16 protein-coding genes are annotated in these 19,431 nt (G+C 63.4%); 10 read left to right on the forward strand and 6 right to left on the reverse strand.

Annotation, left to right across the window (positions count from 1 at the left end; translation table 11 throughout):
• Positions 1-10: 10 nt before the first annotated feature.
• The 4 genes from NKH33_RS29010 to NKH33_RS29025 all read left to right on the forward strand — a co-directional run bounded on the left by NKH33_RS29010 (position 11) and on the right by NKH33_RS29025 (position 5,550).
• Positions 11-1,264 (forward strand): ABC transporter substrate-binding protein, encoded by a 1,254-nt coding sequence (locus NKH33_RS29010; protein ID WP_352922749.1) that lies wholly within the window; start codon positions 11-13, stop codon positions 1,262-1,264.
• Between the two features lie 486 nt (positions 1,265-1,750).
• A complete protein-coding gene (locus NKH33_RS29015) occupies positions 1,751-2,680 on the forward strand; it encodes a carbohydrate ABC transporter permease (RefSeq protein WP_352452309.1) in 930 nt (309 codons plus the stop codon).
• Positions 2,680-3,537: a carbohydrate ABC transporter permease gene (locus NKH33_RS29020; RefSeq protein WP_352509445.1), complete on the forward strand. Its 858-nt coding sequence runs from the start codon at positions 2,680-2,682 to the stop codon at positions 3,535-3,537. Before NKH33_RS29015 ends, NKH33_RS29020 begins: the two co-directional genes overlap by 1 nt.
• Positions 3,538-3,564: 27 nt before the next feature.
• Positions 3,565-5,550, forward strand: coding sequence for a glycoside hydrolase family 127 protein (locus NKH33_RS29025; RefSeq protein WP_352922753.1), 1,986 nt, complete (start codon positions 3,565-3,567; stop codon positions 5,548-5,550).
• 18 nt (positions 5,551-5,568) lie between these two features.
• Here the strand turns inward: NKH33_RS29025 and NKH33_RS29030 are convergent, their stop codons facing one another.
• Positions 5,569-6,348 carry a response regulator gene (locus NKH33_RS29030; RefSeq protein WP_352617421.1) on the reverse strand — a complete coding sequence of 260 codons (780 nt, stop codon included), beginning with the start codon at positions 6,346-6,348 and terminating at the stop codon, positions 5,569-5,571.
• Positions 6,349-6,582: 234 nt separating this feature from the next.
• On the opposite strand from NKH33_RS29030, the gene NKH33_RS29035 reads away from it, so the two are divergent.
• The 5 genes from NKH33_RS29035 to NKH33_RS29055 all read left to right on the forward strand — a co-directional run bounded on the left by NKH33_RS29035 (position 6,583) and on the right by NKH33_RS29055 (position 12,827).
• Positions 6,583-7,497 carry a cytochrome-c peroxidase gene (locus NKH33_RS29035; RefSeq protein WP_352617418.1) on the forward strand — a complete coding sequence of 305 codons (915 nt, stop codon included), beginning with the start codon at positions 6,583-6,585 and terminating at the stop codon, positions 7,495-7,497.
• The gene (locus tag NKH33_RS29040) at positions 7,494-10,010 is read left to right on the forward strand and encodes a two-component system VirA-like sensor kinase (RefSeq protein WP_352922757.1); all 2,517 of its coding nucleotides are present in this window, start codon (positions 7,494-7,496) and stop codon (positions 10,008-10,010) included. Before NKH33_RS29035 ends, NKH33_RS29040 begins: the two co-directional genes overlap by 4 nt.
• A 169-nt stretch (positions 10,011-10,179) precedes the next feature.
• Positions 10,180-11,229: a methyltransferase gene (locus tag NKH33_RS29045; protein WP_352922759.1), complete on the forward strand. Its 1,050-nt coding sequence runs from the start codon at positions 10,180-10,182 to the stop codon at positions 11,227-11,229.
• 14 nt (positions 11,230-11,243) lie between these two features.
• A complete protein-coding gene (locus tag NKH33_RS29050; RefSeq protein ID WP_352474406.1) occupies positions 11,244-11,750 on the forward strand; it encodes a hypothetical protein in 507 nt (168 codons plus the stop codon).
• 189 nt (positions 11,751-11,939) lie between these two features.
• Positions 11,940-12,827: a class I SAM-dependent methyltransferase gene (locus tag NKH33_RS29055; RefSeq protein ID WP_352922761.1), complete on the forward strand. Its 888-nt coding sequence runs from the start codon at positions 11,940-11,942 to the stop codon at positions 12,825-12,827.
• A gap of 122 nt (positions 12,828-12,949) precedes the next feature.
• Here NKH33_RS29055 and NKH33_RS29060 read toward each other — a convergent pair whose 3' ends face one another.
• The 5 genes from NKH33_RS29060 to NKH33_RS29080 form a co-directional block, all read right to left on the reverse strand.
• Positions 12,950-13,690 (reverse strand): gamma-glutamylcyclotransferase, encoded by a 741-nt coding sequence (locus NKH33_RS29060; protein ID WP_352922764.1) that lies wholly within the window; start codon positions 13,688-13,690, stop codon positions 12,950-12,952.
• A 113-nt stretch (positions 13,691-13,803) separates the two neighbouring features.
• A complete protein-coding gene (locus NKH33_RS29065) occupies positions 13,804-14,838 on the reverse strand; it encodes a hypothetical protein (RefSeq protein WP_352922766.1) in 1,035 nt (344 codons plus the stop codon).
• Positions 14,838-15,818: a hypothetical protein gene (locus tag NKH33_RS29070; RefSeq protein ID WP_352922769.1), complete on the reverse strand. Its 981-nt coding sequence runs from the start codon at positions 15,816-15,818 to the stop codon at positions 14,838-14,840. The genes NKH33_RS29065 and NKH33_RS29070 overlap by 1 nt, the downstream gene beginning before the upstream one ends.
• Positions 15,819-15,960: 142 nt before the next feature.
• Positions 15,961-16,113, reverse strand: coding sequence for a hypothetical protein (locus NKH33_RS29075; RefSeq protein ID WP_352474399.1), 153 nt, complete (start codon positions 16,111-16,113; stop codon positions 15,961-15,963).
• Between the two features lie 667 nt (positions 16,114-16,780).
• Entirely contained in the window at positions 16,781-18,163 is a 1,383-nt protein-coding gene (locus tag NKH33_RS29080; RefSeq protein ID WP_352541563.1) for an FAD-binding oxidoreductase, read from the reverse strand.
• A 225-nt stretch (positions 18,164-18,388) separates the two neighbouring features.
• Between NKH33_RS29080 and NKH33_RS29085 the strand changes: the two genes are divergently transcribed.
• On the forward strand, positions 18,389-19,396 hold the full coding sequence (locus NKH33_RS29085; RefSeq protein WP_352922771.1) for an AraC family transcriptional regulator: 1,008 nt from the start codon (positions 18,389-18,391) through the stop codon (positions 19,394-19,396).
• Positions 19,397-19,431 lie beyond the last annotated feature (35 nt).

Below are 19,431 nucleotides of genomic sequence, written 5' to 3' on the forward strand. Positions count from 1 at the left end.
GAGGAGAAGCATGAGAACCACCATTACCGGGCTCGCCATCGCCGCGAGCATTTTGGGCACGCTGGCAACAGTCGGCTCGGCCGCCGCCGACACCGCCAACATCTGGGTGCGCGCCGACGGCTCGAACTTCATGCCGCGCATCGTCGATGCCTTCAACAAGGGGCATCAGAACCAGATCAAGCTCGACATCATCCCCAATGCCGAAATCATCCCGAAATACGGCGCGGCCGCTGCCGGCGGCACGGCACCCGATGCGCTGTCGCTCGACCTGATCTACACGCCGTCCTTCGCCGCCGCCGGCCAGCTGGAGGACATCACCGACTGGGCGAAATCGCTGCCTTATTTCGCCAGCCTGTCGCCGGCGCATGTCAAGACCGGCACCTATAAGGGCCGCATCTACGGGCTGCCGTTCTCGGCGGATTCCTCGGTGCTGATCTGGAACAAGAAGCTGTTCAAGCAGGCCGGCCTCGACCCGGAAAAGGGCCCGACCAACTGGGCCGAGATCGAAGCCGACGCGGAAAAGGTCAACGCGCTCGGCGGCGATATCAAGGGCTTCTATTTCTCCGGCAATTGCGGCGGCTGCAACATCTTCACCTTCACGCCGCTGATCTGGGCCTCGGGCGGCGATATCCTGACGGAGGACGGCTCCAAGGCGACGCTGGACACCCCGCAGATGCGCGGCGCCATCGACCTCTACCGTTCGATGGTCAAGAAGGACCTGGTGCCTTCAGGCGCGCAGACCGACACCGGCTCCAACTTCTTTGCCGCCTTCGCCACCGGCAATATCGGCATCTCGCCGTCCGGCGCCTTCGCCATCGGCGCGCTGAACACGCAATATCCCGACATCGACTACGGCATCACCTTCCTGCCCGGCAAGGACGGCGGCTGGTCGTCGTTTGCCGGCGGCGACAATTTCGTCGTCACCAAGGGCACCACCAAGGTCGCGGTGGTGAAGGAGTTCCTCGACTTCGCCTATTCGCTCGAGGGCCAGACCATTTTGGCGAAATACGGCAGCCTGCCGGTGCGCGGCGACATCGCCAATGAGGCGCTGAAGGATCTCGACCCGCGCTACAAGGTCGCCGCAGAGGCCATGGCCAAGGGCCGCACGCCCTATTCGGTGGTGTTCAACGACCTGATCAACTCGGCCAACGGTCCGTGGAACCAGATGATGAACGAGGTCTTCTTCGGCGAAGACGTCGACGGCGCCATATCAAACGCACAAGAGACCATGCAGTCGATCATCGATTCGGCGCCGCAGAAGTAGCGCCGGCGCCCACCTCCCCCTCGAGGGGAGGTCGGACCGCAGGTCCGGGTGGGGTCATCGCGGCAGTGCTCGACGGAAAGAAGCGTCGGCGCACTTCGCAGGCGACCCCACCCCGCAGCCCCTTAACCTCCCCCTTGAGGGGAGGTCGGACCGCAGGTCCGGGTGGGGTCATCGCGGCAGTGCTCGACGCTCTTTTGATGTCGGCGCGCTTCGCGGAGGACCCCACCCCCGGCCTTCGACCGGACCCTCCCCTCAAGGGGGAGGGGGACGTCCCGCCAATGGAACAACAGGCATGAGCACCATCACAGTACGCCGTCGCAACGTTGGCTCCCCCTTCTCCCCTTGTGGGAGAAGGTGTCGCCGAAGGCGACGGATGAGGGGTGCTCCAGCTTGGCTCGGACGGCATTCCTTCCAACACCCCTCATCCGTCTCGGCGCTTCGCGCCGATCCACCTTCTCCCACAAGGGGAGAAGGAGAAGGCCAGCGATGACCACCATCACAGCAACCACCGCCGCGCCAGCGCGCGCATACAAACTGGTCGGCGCCGGCCGCCGGCAGTGGATCGGCCTGCTTTATGTCGCGCCGGCCGTTGCCCTTGTCGTCGTCTTCTTCATCGTGCCGCTTTGCATGACCGCCTGGATGTCGCTGCACAACTGGCCGCTGATGGGCGCGCATAGCTTCATCGGGCTCGACAATTACTGGGCGATCCTGCGCGACACCCGTTTCTGGAACGCGCTGAAGTTCACCGGCTACTACACGGTGGTGGTGACGATCGCGATCTTCGCTGTCGCCTTTCCGCTGGCGCTGTTTATCGAAAGGCCGCGGCAGCTGACCGGCTTCTACCGCACGTCCTTCTTCATGCCGGCGGTCATCGGCTTCGCCTCGGCGAGCCTTTTGTGGTCGTGGCTGCTCAATGTCGATTCCGGCCTGTTCAGCCCGGCCGCCTTCGAGCTTGGCCTGACCGAGAAGAAATTCAACCTGCTGGCGACCTTCCAGCCGGCCTTCTGGTCGATCATCGCCATGGTCGTGTGGAAGGTGGCGGGCTTCACCATGATCATCCTGATGACCGGCCTGCAGTCGATCCCGCCGGATCTGCAGGAAGCGGCGATGATCGACGGGGCAGGGCCATTCGCGCGGTTCCGGGCGATTACCTTGCCCTTGATGCGCCGCACGCTGGCGCTGGCGCTGATCCTGTCGGTCGCCGGCTCGATCCTCGCCTTCGACCAGTTCTACATCATCCTGCGCGGCGGCCCGCGCAACCAGACGCTGACCGCCGTCTACTGGATCTTCAACCAGTCCTTCGTGTCGTTCAAGCTCGGCTATGGCGCAGCACTTTCGATGGTCCTGCTGGTCATCCTGGTGGCGCTCAGCCTTATCCAGCTGCGGCTGCTGCGCAATCCGGAAGGGGTCGACTGATGGCGCAGGCTCGCACCCGCAAACGCCGCATCGCCATGCAGATTGCCGAGCACTCGACCGGCATCATCGCGTCCATTCTGTTCCTGGCACCGATCGTCTGGACGGTGCTTTCGGCCTTCAAGCCGGCGCAGGAAGCGCGCCAGCCGCCGCTGCCGCCGTGGCCGACCAGCGGCATCTCGCTCGAGAACTACGCCACGCTCAACACCTTCGGCGACGGCCTCTGGCTGCCGGCACAAAACAGCATCTACGTCTCGGTGATGACCGTGGTGCTGTCGGTGATCGTCAGCGTGCTCGCCGGCTACGGTTTCTCGCGCTTCCGCTTTCCGCTGAAGAACTTGCTGTTCGTCGTCATCCTGTCGACAATCATGATCCCGTTCCAGTCGATCCTGACGCCGATCTTCCTGGTGCTGACAAAAATCGGCCTGCACAACACGCTGACCGGGCTGGTCTGCGTCTACGTCACGCTGCAGCTGCCGTTCTCGATCTTCATGATGCGCAACGCCTTCGACGCGGTGCCGCGCGAGATCGAGGAGGCCGCCCGCATGGACGGCGCCAACAACGTCACCATGCTGCTCAGAGTGATGCTGCCGCTGGTCTGGCCGGGCATCGTCACCATCGCGCTGTTCGCCTTCCTTGGCGCCTGGAACGAGTTTCTGGCGGCGCTGGTGCTGATGACAGACCAGTCGAAATTCACGCTGCCGATCATGATGACCGCGCTGCAGTCCGGCCGCTTCGGCGCCATCGACTGGGGCGCCGTGCAGGCCGGCGTCACCGTCATGATGGTGCCGTGCCTGGTGCTCTTCCTGCTGCTGCAGCGCTTCTACATCCGCGGCCTGATGGCAGGGGCCGTGAAGTGACCAACCGAACCGAACCGGAGTAAATTGATGACCGCATCGCAATCCGCCAGTCAGGGCGCCAAGCCGAAACTCGCCTTCCGCCCGCTGCCGGTGCCGCAGGTCGACGTGCGCGGCTTCTGGGGCGACCGCGTCGATGCCGTCGCCTCAAAGACCGCCGGCATCCTCTATGACCGCTGCGTCGAGGCGCGCATGCTCGAGCAGATCGACCCCGACCGGCCGTCGCCCGGCGTCGTCATTCCGTTCCACTCACCTTCACCGGACGAGGCGGCCACCGCCGGCAACGAGTTCACCGGATCGACGGTGACGACGCAGATGTTCTGGGACTCCGATTGGGGCAAGACCATCGAGACCGCCGCCTATTCGCTCTATCGCCGCCGCAACGACGAGCTCGAGAAGAAGATCGATGCCGTCATCGACATGTATGGAAAGCTGCAGCAGCCCGACGGCTATCTGTCGAGCTGGTACCAGCGGATCCAGCCGGGCTTGCGCTGGACCAATCTGCGCGACTGCCACGAGCTCTATTGCGCCGGCCACCTGATCGAAGGCGCGGTCGCCTATTACCAGGCCACGGGAAAACGCAAGCTGCTCGACATCATGTGCCGCTATGTCGATCACATTGCCGAGACGTTCGGTCCCGAGCCCGGCAAGAAGAAGGGCTATTGCGGCCATGAGGAGATCGAGCTGGCGCTGGTCAAGCTGGCGCGGGTGACGGGCGAGCGCAAATACATGGAGCTAGCCAGATACTTCATCGACCAGCGCGGGCTTGAGCCGCATTATTTCGACGAGGAGGCGCGCGCCCGCGGCGCCGACCCCAAGGCCTATCATTTCAAGACTTACGAATACAACCAGTCGCACAAGCCGGTGCGCGAACAGGACAAAGTCGTCGGCCATGCGGTGCGGGCGATGTACCTCTATTCGGGCATGGCCGACATCGCCACCGAATATGGCGACGACACGCTGCGGGTGGCGCTCGACCGGCTGTGGGACGACCTCATGACCAAGAACCTCTACGTCACCGGCGGCCTCGGGCCGTCGTCGCACAATGAGGGTTTCACCGCCGATTACGACCTGCCCAACGACACCGCCTATGCCGAAACCTGTGCTTCGGTCGGCCTGGTGTTCTGGGCAAGCCGCATGCTCGGCATGGGTCCCAATGCGCGCTACGCCGACATCATGGAGCGGGCGCTCTACAACGGCTCGATCTCCGGCCTGTCGCTCGACGGCTCGCTGTTCTTCTACGAGAATCCGCTCGAAAGCCGCGGCGCCCACCACCGCTGGAAATGGCACCGCTGCCCGTGCTGCCCGCCCAATGTCGGGCGCATGGTCGCCTCGATCGGCAGCTATTTCTACGGCCTCTCGGACGACGCACTCGCCGTCCATCTCTATGGAAACGGCACGGCTCGTTTCGATATCGCGGGCCGGCAAATAGAGCTCACCCAAACGAGCAATTATCCATGGGACGGCGCGGTCTCGATCTCTGTCGAACCGGAAGCTCCGACCGAGTTCACTTTGCACCTGCGCTTGCCGGCCTGGTGCCGCAAGGCAGCGCTCAAGGTCAACGGCGCCGATGTCGATCTGGCTGCCATCAGCAGCGACGGCTATGCCGCGATCCGCCGCGAATGGCGCAAGGGCGACCGCGTCGAGCTCGACCTCGAAATGGCCGTCGACCGCCTCTACGCCAACCCGCAGGTGCGACAGGATATCGGCCGCGTCGCGCTGGCGCGCGGACCGCTGATCTATTGCGTCGAGGAGACCGACAATTCCAGCCAGTTGCACCGCATCGCCTTGCCGCGAACGGCAGACATCAAGGCGCATCAGCAGCCGAACCTTCTGGGCGGCGTCGTGACACTTTCGGCGATTGCCAAAAAGGAGGCTTTCGAAAACTGGGAAGAGGGGCTCTACCGCACCGAACCGCCGGCGCTCGAGGGCGCGAAAATCACCGCCGTGCCGTACTTTGCCTGGGACAACCGCGATCCCGGCGAGATGCTGGTCTGGCTGAGAAGCGCGGAGTAGGCTGGGCGCGGCAGCGGCTCAAAGTACCTCGACCGCAGTCGCGAATATGTAGCCGGCGCCACGCTCCGTAACAATGAGCTTCGGCTCGCTCGGATTGACCTCGAGCTTGCGGCGCAGCCGCAATATCTGCACGTCGATGCTGCGGTCGAACACCTCTTCGTCGTGCACGCGGCTGGCAGCGAGAAGCTGCTCGCGGCTCAGGATCTGCTGCGGCGATTTCAGGAAGGCTGCCAGCAGGTTGAACTCGCCGGCGGTCAGCGGCGTCGCCTCGCCCGCTGCCGACCTTAGGCGCCGCATCCGCATGTCGAGCTCCCAGCCGGCAAAACGATAGCGTATGGGTTTCTTGCCGCGCGGCTGCGGCTGCGTCGACCGCGATCGCCGCAGCACGGCGCGAATGCGCGCCAGCAGCTCCCTGAGGCCGAAGGGCTTGGTGATGTAGTCGTCGGCGCCCAGTTCCAGGCCGACGACGCGATCCACCTCGTCGCACCTGTGGCCGGTGATGATGATGATGGGCGCTTCCGGCGGACTGCCGAGTTGCCGCATGATGTCGAACCCGTCCTCATCGGCAAGCCGCATGTCGAGGATCATCAGGTCTACGGGCTTTTCATTGAGGACGCGCGACATGGCCCGGCTGTCGGCGACCGCGCTAACCCTGAAGTTTTGGCTCTCCAGGTAATTGGTGAGCATATCACGAATTTCGGGGTCGTCGTCGACGACAAGGATATGCTTCGGCGCCGCTGGCTGCTCGATACTGCCTCTCGACTGCTGTTCGTGGCGAATGTTTTGTTCGGCTGACATCTCGCACCGTCCGCAAGCATGGAACTCATGACCGAGCCGTTGCTTTATTTAAACGTCGATTTTCGGCGATTTATTGGTGAACGCCGATGATCTACGTGATCGCACACCCTGCCACAGGCTCGCTCGATGGCACATCAGCAGATTGGTAAGGTTCGGGCGGGGCTTTTTGTTCCGCTTTGCCTGGCAATAGCGGCACCTTTTGCGTTGGCCCAGAGCAATCAGCCGGCCCCGCCGATGGGCGAGCCGATTGCACCGATCACGGCCAGCGGCCCCTCCGACCGGGCGAAGATCGCGCTTGGCGAGAGCCTGTTCAACGATGCCCGCCTGTCGCATGGCGATGTCGTCGCCTGCAGTTCCTGTCACAGGCTCGATCTCAGCGGCGACGACGGTCTGGCCCGTTCCGTGGCGGCGGATGGCAAGCCGCTCGATTTCAACACGCCGACCGTCTTCAACGCGGCGCTCGATTTCCGGCTGAACTGGCGCGGCAATTTCCGCACGTTCGAGGAGCAGAACGAGGCAGCCCTGCTCGATGACAGGCTGATGAATACGAGTTGGGAGGAATTGCTGACCAAGCTTCGCTCGAATGCTGAGTATTCGCAGCGGTTCGCGAGGGTCTACGGCGCCATTCCCGACCGGACAAACGTGCTCGACGCGCTTGTTGTCTTTCAACGGTCGCTGATCACGCCCGATGCCCGTTTCGACCGCTATCTCAAGGGCGAACGCGACGCCATCACGACCGACGAAGAGCACGGCTATCAACTGTTCAAAGCCTATGGCTGCGTCGCCTGCCACCAGGGCGCCAACGTAGGCGGCAATCTGTTTCAGAAATTCGGCATCTTCCAGGATCCCTTCGCTCGCCAGAAGACCCTGACCAAGGCGGATCTCGGCCGCTTCGCCGTTACCGGCGCCGAGAGCGACCGCCATGTGTTCCGCGTTCCCAGCCTGCGCAACGTCGCGGTGACGGCGCCGTATTTTCACGATGGCCGCACGGCATCGCTCGCAGACGCGGTGAAGATCATGGCGCGCAACCAACTCGGCCGGGAGCTTGACCAGCGCGATGCCGATCTCATCGTCGAATTCCTCGGGACACTGACGGGCGAGTATCGCGGCCGGCCGTTGACCAGCGCAGCCGATCGTCTGCAGCAATGAAGTCGCTACGCATCCTGGCGCCGATCGTTGCCTGCCTGCTCATCGCCCTGACCTACCTCCTGGTGCAGGGCACGGCTCCCGATGCGGCGCGTCACGAACACACGCTCGATGCGCTCAGGACCGTCATCCTCTATAACGCCGCACTCCAACGCGATGTTTTAAGGGCACGCGCGGGACTGCTGCGCAGCTACGATCCGCTTGTGCGGTCGATCGAGAACCTGGATGAGGCGACGCAGACGCTGCCGGCTGCCCGCGACGTAGCAAGCGGCGAAACACGGGCGGATATCGACAAGCTGATCGCCCAAGTCATCGCCGCGATCCGCGACGAGGAAGCGCTCGTCGAGAGGTTCAAGTCCGATAACGCGCTGCTGCAGAACTCGCTGAACTTTTTCAACTATATGAGCGGTCGTCTCACGGGCGAGGGTGACGGCCTTCGAGCGGTCGAGATAGGAGCCCTGATGGTCGCAATGTCGCGGTTTATCAGCGATCCCCAGCCGGATGCGGCAAAAGCAGTAACCGCCGCACTCGACCGGCTGGCAAGGCCCTCCGTCGATGCCGTGCCTGCAAGCGATGTGCTCTCGCTCGTCTCCCACGGCCGGCTTATCGTCACCAGGCTTCCGGCGGTCGACGATCTCGTCGCCCGCCTGCAGACCGCGCCGACGAGCGAGCGGGCTCGCGCGCTGCAGGACGTCTATCTCGGTGCGCATGGGCGGGCCGCGGCGCGGGCCGAACTGTTCCAGACGCTGCTTTATGTCGCCGCGTTGGGCCTCGTCGGCTATGTCGCCTACCTGTTCGCCCGCCTGCGCCGCAACGCGCGGATCCTGCGCGAGCGGCTGGAATTCGAGGACCTGATCGCCTCGATCTCCACGCAGTTCATCAATCTGCCGCGTGACCGCATCCGCGCCGGCATCAGCAAGGGCCTCGCGCGCCTGGTCGAACATGCCGGGCTCGACGGCGCCCAGATTTTCGTCAGCCACATCGCCGATCCTTCCGGCGGCTACTTCTATCGCCGTCCGGGCGGGAGCAGGCCGGCCCGCCTGTCGAAGGACATGATCGAGCTGGCTTCACGCTGGACGCTGGCCGACCACGAGCGGCAGGGCTGCATCGACGTTCCCCGCGTCGGCGAGCTTCCCGAGGGGCGGGAGAAGGCATCCCTGCAGGCGCACCAGTTTCGATCGTGGCTGTGCATACCGATGTGGCATGCCGGCGAGCGGTTGGGTTTTCTGGCTCTCGATACCGTCACGCACGAAAAGCATTGGGCCGACGACGACATTGCACTGCTGCGCACCGCGGCCGAGATTTTCGCCAATGCCATCGTGCGCGAGCACAACGAACGCGAGCGTGAGGCACTGCAGGCGCGGCTCAATCAGTCGCAACGGCTGGAAGCGATCGGGACGCTCGCCGGCGGCATAGCGCACGAGTTCAACAACATCCTCGGTGCCGTCCTTGGTTACAGCGAGATGGCGCTGGCGGTGCTGCTGAAGGAGTCGCGCGCGCGGCGCTACGTCCAGCAGATCATGCAGGCCGGCAGGCGGGCGCAGGACGTCACCGAGCAGATCCTCGCCTTCGGCCGTCGTCACGAGCGGCAGCATCACGCGCTGCGGGCGGAAGCCGTGGTTGCCGAAGCGATCGACCTGCTGCGCGCCTCGTTCCCCGCCACGCTTTCAGTGCAGACGCGTCTTGCAGCCGCGGATGCGGCGATGATGGGCGATCCGACCGAGCTTCAGCAGGTGGTGATGAACCTCGGCACCAACGCGGCGCAGGCGATGAACAACCGCGGCGCATTGGAAATCGGTCTCGACACGACGGAATTCGTCGAGGCGCGGATGCTGTCGCACGGCAACCTGCCTGCCGGGCGCTACCTCCGCCTTGCCGTCAGGGACACCGGCAGCGGCATGGATCAGGCGACGCTCGAGCGTATCTTCGAGCCGTTCTTCACGACCAAGCCGGCAGGGCAAGGCACCGGGCTCGGCCTGTCGACGGTGCACGGCATCGTCATAGCGCACAGAGGCGCGGTCGACGTGAACAGCAAGCCCGGCGAAGGCACGACCTTCGAGATCTATTTTCCGCAGATCGAGGCCGCCGAAGCAACCCAGAACGAGGACGAGAGCGACGCCGCCGAGGTGCCGGTCAAGCATGGCAACGGCGAGACGATCCTCGTCGTCGACGACGACACGCCGCTGATGCAACTTGCGGAGGAAATGCTCGCCGCGCTCGGCTACGAGCCGGTCGGGTTCGACCGCAGCCCCGCGGCTCTCAGCGCATTTCGCACCGATCCGGAACGCTTCGACCTGGTGCTGACGGACGAGGTCATGCCCGACATCACAGGGATCGAATTCTCCGGCCGGTTGCACAAGATCCGGCCCGACCTTCCGGTCGTGCTGATGACCGGTTACGGCCGTCAGCTGCGGTCGCGCCAACTGACGGCGGCCGGCATAAGCGAAGTCATCAAGAAGCCGCTGCTGTCGGCCGCCGTCGCACAATGTCTTGCCCGCCATCTGCATTCAGGCTGATCACGGCCGGCCGGATTTCTTCGTTACAACCGTAACCAAAATCCCACCTGGCTGAAATCGACCCGTAGCCGGGCCAGTCGATGGTCCTCCCGCGCCCAGACCATGATCCCGAAAAACCGGGAACCGGCTTTTTGGAAAGGTCATGGTCTCTTGAGGAAGGAGAAATCTTATGGACGCAACCATCACCGAGGTAACGAAACAGGCGAATGACGTCGCAGAACTGTCGCCCGAAAGCCTTATGCAACTCGGCCTCGGCTTCTGGGCATCGAAGACGTTGCTGAGCGCCGTCGAACTTGACCTTTTCACGGAGTTGGCGGCCGGACCCCTCGAAGGGGAAACACTGAGAAACCGGCTCGGACTGCATGAGCGGGCAGCGCAGGATTTCTTCGACGCGCTGGTTGCGCTGCGCATGCTTGAGCGCGAGGGCAACGTCTACTGCAACACGCCCGTGACTGACCGCTACCTTGACCGCAACAAGTCGACCTATGTCGGCGGGATGCTCGCCAGGGCCGGTCAGCTGCTTTACGCGAACTGGGGCTCGCTCACCGACGCGCTCAGGACGGGCAAACCGCAAAACGGCACCCAGGACGGCGAAGATCTGTTCGACATGCTGTTTTCGGACCCGGACAAGGTAAAGATGTTCGCGCAGGCGATGACCGGCGGCAGCCTCCAGGTGGCGGAGGCGCTCGCCCGGCATTTTCCCTGGGCGGACTATTGTACCTTCATCGATATCGGCACAGCCGAAGGCAGGCTTCCGGTCGAGATCGGCCGCGCCCATCCGCATCTCACCGGCGGCGGTTTCGACCTGCCGCCGATGCGGCCGGTGTTCGAGGCCTATGTGGAGCGGCACGCACTTGCAGACCGGCTTCGGTTTTATCCCGGCGACTTCCTTGCCGAGCCGCTGCCTTCCGCCGACGTGCTGGTGATGGGTCATATCCTGCACGACTGGAACCTGGAGGTGAAGCGCGCGCTGCTGGCAAAGGCCCATTCCGCGCTGCCGAAGCAAGGCGTGCTCATCGTCTACGACCAGATCATCGATGACGAGCGACGGGAGAACGCTGCGGGTCTGCTGATGAGCCTCAACATGCTGGTCAACACCAATGGCGGGTTCGACTACACGCGCGCCGACGGCATGGGCTGGATGCGGGAGGCGGGCTTTGCGGAGGTCCGCTGCGAGCATCTCGCCGGGCCTCACTCGATGATCGTCGGCGTCAAATAGCAGCGGAGAAGCTGATGACACGAAGAGCTCTAATCGCAATTGCCGCCCTTGGCCTGGCCGCAGCATTCACCGCCGCAACGCTCAACCAGGGTGAGGTCGGCGCGGCGTCCGCGACCGCTTCGATCGAGCACGGTCGATACCTGGTGAAAATCGGCGGCTGCAATGACTGCCACACGCCAGGGTACCTGGAGAAGGCCGGCAACGTTCCGCAGGATCGATGGCTGATCGGCGATTCGCTCGGCTTCAACGGGCCCTGGGGTACGACTTACCCGACCAATCTTCGCCAATTTTTGCGGACCATGGACGAGGACGACTGGGTACAGTTCGCGCGCACGATCGAGACGCGCCCGCCCATGCCATGGTTCAACCTGCGCGCCATGAGCGAGCCCGACCTGCGCGCCATCCACCGATATGTGCTTTCGCTCCCGGCAGACGATACGCCGGTTCCGGACTATGTGCCGCCCGGTCGTCCGCCGAAGACGCCGCATATCGTGTTCGTTCCGCGGGCGCCGAAATCATAGTGGCGTCCGAACGCCGGGCGCAGGGTGGTTCTCCGCTTGCGTGGTACGCCAGGCACGGGCGCCTGTTTCATTCGTAACGCAATTCCCGATTCCGGAAATCACGTTGTAGCACCGATCTCCGATGGTGACGGTCGGGCCCCGGGCGGTCATCAGGCTGCCCAGCGGTCACAAATCCCGGATAAATCGATCATGGAGTCAAACATGTACAATCTGCTTGCCGAACATGCGCCGAAGACCGGCCGTGATCAGAGCCCCATGGATCCGCGTCCCTATGCGTTGGGTTACACGCAAAGCGAATTCAAGCGCCTGGAGCTGCAGGGAGCGCTCATTCACGACCTTACCGAGCATGTCCTGCGCAGTGCGGGCATAGGACCCGGCATGCGCGTGCTCGACATTGGCTGCGGCGTAGGCGATGTCTCCTTGCTGGCCGGAAGGCTGGTCGGACCGGCGGGAAGCGTGCTTGGTGTCGATCGCTTGGCAGAGGCTGTGGACATTGCCGAGCGGCGCGCCACTGAATCCGGCCAGTGTTACTGGACACGTTTCACGACGGCCGAGCTTGATACATTCTCGCCCGACGGGAGCTTCGATGCGGTGATCGGCAGGCTTGTCCTGATGTATCTGCCCGACCCGGCCGCAACCCTGCGCAGGCTTGCCGGTTTCCTGCGGCCTGGCGGCATCGTCGCCGTCCAGGAAATGGCGATGCCGCTCACCCGCAGTTTTCCAGAGGCGCCGCTGTTCGGCAAATGCCGCGGCTGGATCATCGACACGATCGAGCGCGCGGGTTTCGAGGTCGACATGGGTGGCAGGCTGCCCATGGTGTTCGCCGGCGCAGGGCTGCCGGCGCCGCGGATGAACTCCGCCGGCCTCGCCGGCAGCGGACCCGACTCGCCGATCTACGACTACATTGCCGGCACGTTGCGCAGCCTGTTGCCGATGGCCGAGGCAGTCGGTACCGCAACCGCCGCCGAGGTGGAAGTCGATACCCTCGCCGAGCGGCTGCGCAACGAGGCTGTCGAGCAGCAGACGTGCATCATGCTGCCGCCCTTTGTCGGCGCATGGGCGAACACACTGGCATAGAACCGAAGGAAGGACACACGATGCCCGATACTGCCATCGGCGAGCGCGCGGGACATCTCGTCGACCTGCACAACATCGATTTCGCCTGGGACACCGCGATTCCGGCGAGATGCTGGTCTGGCTCAGGGACGAATGAAGCCCGACCGCAGCGCCCGACCGATCTCCTCGGCCACAAGTTCCTGCAACTGCCAGAGATTGCGGTCGCGGATGCCGCAGGTGTCGAGATGGCGAATGGTCTCGAACAGATATTCGGCGCCCGAACCCCAATGGCCGACGGCCGTGGCCAGGGTCGCCGCTATCGCTCGCTTTTCGAGCTTGCCCGCGTAGCGTGGATTGGCGGGATCGACAACGAAACCAAGCGCTTGGCACATGCCGTCGCCTGTCCTGACCTGCAGCCAGCGCGGCACGTTGACGGCCGGCAGGATGGTCATCTCGCGGCGCAGCAGCGTTTCGAGATTGGCCGCCACCGGCTCGGCGATCTCGAACACCATGCCCTGGCATTGGCCGCCGCGGTCGAGCGCCATCATCAGGCCGGGCTGCTCGATCGTGCCCCTGAAGCGCTGCACTGTAAAACAGAACGAACGGTGCCAGCCCGTCGCCACGGCCCGTTCGCCACCCCTGACCTCGCCGGCCGGCTTCCACAGAAGCGAGCCATAGGCGAACAGCTTCACCGGCCCGCCCGGCGCGCCGGCTAGCACCTCGTCGCGAATGCGCGCGTAATCGGCATCGGTCATGTAGACCATGCCCGGCGTCGGCCCGGCATCCTCGACCGCACGCAAGGTGCGGGCGACCAGCGCCTCGGTCAGCGCCATCGATGTCTTGCGCGGCGAACGCCGTGATGCGGCGGAAATGACCTTGCTCATCCTCATGCTCTCAGCCTTGCCGCCATGTTGCCGAAGGCTGAAGGATTCTCAAGGGCCGAGTACACCAGCGCGGTATCGGGATTCGAACTATCGTGTCCAACAGCCTGACTGGCTTAGTGCGGAGGCTGATCTGGCCGGACGGTGTCGTTGCAGCCGTCAACATAGGGATGGACCGACCACCGGGAGCCGGGCCGGGCCTGTTGCGCCTTGGTGAGCGGATCCTGAGACTGCGCGTAGCCGTCCTGGTAGCCCCGAACGATTTCGTCGATATCGTCGGGCCAGTCGCCGTCCCATGGCCGTCCCAGAATCTGGGCCTGCTGGACCGGATGCAGTTCGTTGTGGCCTTCATGAAAGCTGTCGTGGATGTGTCCGGCATCATAGACCCACCGGCCGGTCACCCCCAGGATTGTCGCTCCGGTTCCGTCGCCCTTGTTGGTCTCGATGCTCGGCAGGCCGGCATCGCTCGGACTGGCGGTGTCCGAACTGCTGAAGGCCGCGCCGAGCAGCGAAGCGAGCAAGGCGAGAAGCGCCAATACGTAGGCGACGACCGCGCCGACGCCCGACATGCATACCGCCAGCGCAATCAATGCCGCGGCTAGGGCGAGGATGTTGACGGTCTGCAGGTCATGGATCGATGCCCCTTCGAACTCCACATGCAGCGCCTCTGACTTTACTCCGGTCACCTTGTCCTCCGCCGGGTTCCCCGTGAACAGAAAGCCGTGCGAGGAGGTGATTGCGTTTTCGGCCATCAGATAGCCGAACGGGGCACTGGCGGCGGCAACGGCCTGGGAGACGCCCACCGGGTTGTTCGGCAGCAGCAAATTGAGGCTGTAGTCGGAGTCCAGGCTTCCTGGCCAGGTCTTTTCCGACGGCGGCTCGATGCTGATGACCATGCCGACGATACTCACCGGCTCGCCCAGGCAAACCAGCCGTTTGTTGAGCCACCAGTCGCAATAAGCGAGAATCCACACAATCTCAGTCACCACCAGCGCGATCGGTATGCACCACGGCTCGCCCATCGCGACCACCACCACGACCATCACGGCTGCGAATATGCCGCTGGTAATCGCCGCGCTGATGTACTGGTTGACCGAAATCACCTCGTCGGCGGTCGTGCACTTGGTCCAGGATTTGTCGTCGGTGGCCATCACGGCTCCAAGCTGCTGAGGACGGTCAAGGTGACGCCGCCGCTGGCGCGGTCACCCTCGTCAAACGCATTCAGATTGAGGGCCTGCCGGCCGGTCAAGCCGTCCGGCGGCGTAGCGACCGCCGTGATCGTCACCTGTTCGCCCGGCGCCAGCGACGGCAGGTCAGGCGAAATCTCGACCTTCCAGCCCGGCGGCAGGGGATGAGCCGACGGCAAGTGTGCCGCCAGCCGGCGCTTTTGCTCCGCCTTGGCGGTCTCTTCCGTTGGCTGCCGGTCGTCGCGACAGGGGCCGAGCGGCGGAATGGTGTAGGCATCGACGGTGAACCGGTACCGATGCGGCCGACGGGTAGCGTTGCGCAACTCGAATTGAAATGTTGCTGGCGACTGCGCCAGTCCGACATCGGTATTTTCTTGCCCGAGATTGTTGGCGAAGTTGGCGTCATCGGCGGGGTCGAGCAAAGCTTGCAGGCAATAGTGACCTGCTTGCCGCGGCGTATGCCAGTCGAAGGAGACGAACCCAGGCTGGCTGGCGGATCCGATCACCCCGACCGAGACCGGCCTGGTGGCTATCGGATTCGACACGGTTCCGATGCCAAACGACAGATAGGACAGATGGACCGGCATCTTGACGACGACGGCATCCGGGGAGGCGTTCCAGACGCGAACCCGCACCTCGTAGTCGGTGTCCGCCTGCAACCTGCCGGCGGGAACGGGCACACCCCCCTGGCGTAGCTCGATATCGGGATTATCCCAGGTGACCGCGAGACCAAAGCCGATCAGGTAATACTGATCGTAGATCAGCGGGTCAGGCCGGCAGAAAGCAGGGTGATCGATCGGTACGCAATGCGCCCGGGACCCTTTCTGGTCGACCCGGCGGTCACCCCCTAGCCGCCACCGGCGACAGAAACGGCGAGCCATCTCGATCAGTGCCGGAATCCAGGCGGAGAACAGTGCTCGCAGGATTGCCGCTATTCCTCGCATCGACTTCCCCTCTGAAGCTAACGCAGGGCAACGCTCTGATAACAACGGGATTCGCGCGGCAACAGTGAATTGGCGTGTCAGACGACTGGTGCCGTTTGTACTCTGGTCAGACGAATAAAGCTGGGCTCGAACGGTACGCGGGCTATTTCCGCGCGAAGAAACCGCGCGCGAACTGCACGATGTGCTTGTGGAATGCGAGCGCCAATATTGCGACAACGGCAAGTATGTAGAGAGCTTCGGTCGATCCGTCGCCGCCGTCAGGGGAAATACCAAACCAACTCTCGATGAAATCCATGAACAGATTCCCTCCGCGCAAACTTGCGACCGATGTTCAGCATAGCTCTTCAGCTTGTCCCGGTGTCAAGTAGGGATGCATTGCCATCCACATAAATCCAGTAAAGACCGTTGTGCCGAATTGTCTGCTGCCGAATTGTCTGCTGTTTGTCGATAAACCTGAGAATTTGCCTAAAGATTGCTAAAAAATTGTCGCGGCTTATTGATGCACAACTGAAGGAAAGCTTTGTATCTCGGTCATTTCCGGGTCATTTTGTCGATCATGTGCGAACGATCCAGTCAATGATGGGGTGTCGCCAAACAGGTCCGGACTTGTGCATGGACAGTACGCGGCCCACCACGATCAGAAACGCGGGGTAGCCTGAAAGGCAGCCCGGCATGGCTCATTGGACGCCATTCGGCGGTCGTCTGGCCTGGTTTAAAATGTAGTCAGCTCTCGAACGTGCCCCGCGGCGTCGTCACGCTGTCGGCTGTTGACAGGAAAGAGGCGTTTGAAAAATCACCGGCGGTCGAGGCAGCAAAAGTCACCCGTGCCGTATTTCGCCCGGGACACCACGATTCCGGCGAGATGCTGGTCTGGATCAGAGCGTCCTGACCGGCAAGCTATCGTACCGGCCGAGCCTTAGCTGGGCCGGCCGGAACGCTTGCCGGTCTGACGAGGGCCGCCGTCAAGCAGCCGGTCGAATGTTTTGGTTCACCCGGAAGAGGTTGTTCGGGTCGTATTTCTTCTTCAGCGTAGCCAGGCGCTCATAGTTGTCACCATAAGCCGCCTTGAGCCTTGCATCGCCCTCGTCATCCATCATGAAGTTCAGGTAGGCGCCACCCAGATCGAACGGATGCACGGCCTCCCAGTAGGCCTTGGTCCAGCGCGTCACCGGCCCCGCTTTCTGTGGGTCCGGATCGATCCCGGCGATGACCATCGACCAGGTCGCATCACGGTAATTCCAGGGTGTCTCGTCTTTGCCGACGCGATGGACCGCACCATCGATCGGGTAGAGATGCATGAGCGATAGCTCGCTCGGCGTCTTCGCCGCCTGCTCGAGATGGGCGTCGATCGCCTCGTCGGACAGCGTCTTGACGAAATCGCCCCGCCAGTACCACTGCATTCCCTTCGGGTAGAGCCCATCGAACATGCTCTGCACCGCGGGATAGGGCATCGTTCCCATCCAGTTGAACCAGGGCGCGGGCAGCGCATCGAGCAGCGGGGCCAGCGCCTCTCTGCCCTTTTCCTCCGGGCCGTTGTAGCAGCACATCAGCAGACACATCCGCTTTCCCCAAAACTCTTCCGGGAAGGGTGCGCTCGAGAGGACGGTCTTGAGCCCGAGAAAGATCCCGAGTTCTTCGGGCGCGTTCGGCAGGAACTCGCGATAATGCTGCATGATGGTGCGGGCGTGGCGCTGATCCCATGCGATCGGCCCCGCAAAGACCATGCTGACCCGGTGGAGCCTGAACACAAAGCTGGTGACGATGCCGAAATTGCCGCCGCCGCCGCGAAGCGCCCAGAACAGGTTGGGGTTCCGCTCCTTGCTGGCGGTGACGAAGCTTCCGTCGGCAAGCACGACATCGGCCTCGACCAGATTATCGATCGTCAGGCCATATTTGCGCGTCAGATAGCCATGGCCGCCGCTCAGCGTCAGTCCGGCGACCCCGGTGGTCGAGATGATGCCCGCCGGTACGGCCAGGCCAAAGGCATGGGTGGCATGGTCGAGGTCGCCCTGAGTGCAGCCCGGGCCTACCCGCGCCGTGCGGGCATCCGGATCGACGCGCACGCCGTTCATCGCCGACAGGTCGATCACCAGACCGTCGTCGCAGCTCCCCAATCCTGGTCCATTATGGCCGCCGCCACGTACCGCAACCAGCAAATTGTTGTCGCGGCCGAAATTCACCGCTGTGATTACGTCGGCGACGTCGACACAGCGGGCGATGATCAGCGGCCGCTTGTCGATCATGCCGTTGTAGAGCTTGCGGGCCTCGTCATAGCGGGCGTCGCCGGCGCGGATGACTTCGCCTCGCAGGCTTGCTGCGAATTTGGTGATGTCTTCATCGTTCATGACATTCCTCCCTGTTATTGGACCTGTCGGCCGGCCGATGAAACGCTAATCCCGTCCGCTGTTCCCGCAAATGTCACATCGTCCATTTCTGTTGCCCGATCGTTCAGAGTAGGATTAGACCGGATGGATAGTTGCTCGGGCGGCCATATTGCCGGATAGTTCGAGATGCCTGGCGGAAAAACTCGTTGTCAAAGGGAGTAGCCGATCGTTTCCGGAGGTGTAGCGATGGATGTCCTTTCCGATGTGCTCCGAGCCGTTCGCCTCACCGGTGCGATCTATTTCGACGTTGACGCCAGCTCTCCCTGGGTCGGCGAGTCGCCGGGCACGGCCGACATTGCCGCCGCCATCATGCCGGAGGCAGAGCACATCATTTCTTTTCATGCCGTGATGTCGGGCTCGTGCTGGGCCGCGCTGGGAGACGATTCGGTGCCCCCGGTGCTCGTGAACGCCGGTGATGTCGTTGTCTTCCCCGGTGGTGTTCCGAACGTCTTGAGCTCCTCGCCCGGGGCACGGGGCGAGCCCAATATGGCGATGTATTATCGGCCGATTGACGAGAGCCTGCCGTTCGCGGTGATCCATGGTGGCGGCGGAGTCGAGCGGACCCGGTTCATTTGCGGGTATCTTGGCTGCGATGCACGTCCCTTCAATCCTCTCCTGGCCGCATTGCCGGCCATCCTGTGCGCCCGCAAGCCCGCCGATGGAAGCAGCTGGGTTATCGACCTTTTTCGGCTGGCGCTGGCAGAAGGTGGCAGTGGGCGAGCGGGCTGTGAAACGATCCTCGCCAAGCTGAGCGAGCTGATGTTTGTCGAGATCATCCGCCGCCATCTCGAGACCCTCCCCGACGATTCGCGCGGCTGGCTGTCAGGCCTACGGGATCCACATGTCGGCGAGGCGCTCCGGCTCATCCACGCTCGCCCCAGGGAGGAATGGACATTGGACCGGCTCGCCCGCGAAGTAGGGCTCTCGCGCACGGCGTTTGCGAGCCGCTTTACCCACTATGTCGAGGTCTCGCCCATGCACTATCTTGCTCGCTGGCGTCTACAACTGGCAGGACGCTTGCTCGAACGCCCCGAAATGAGCATCGCGCAAGCGGGTGCCGAGGTCGGCTACGAGTCGGAAGCCGCCTTCAATCGCGCCTTCAAAAAGTTCGTCGGCATTCCACCTGGCACCTGGCGAAAGGGACGGTCGGCGTTGCTCGAGGCTCAGAGATTGCCCGCTGGCGTCGTGCAATAGGAAGGAACTGGCAGGGGCGTTGACGCTTCGGTCCG

Origin of the sequence: Mesorhizobium sp. M1182, assembly GCF_040318335.1 — a bacterium.
Classification (GTDB): domain Bacteria; phylum Pseudomonadota; class Alphaproteobacteria; order Rhizobiales; family Rhizobiaceae; genus Mesorhizobium.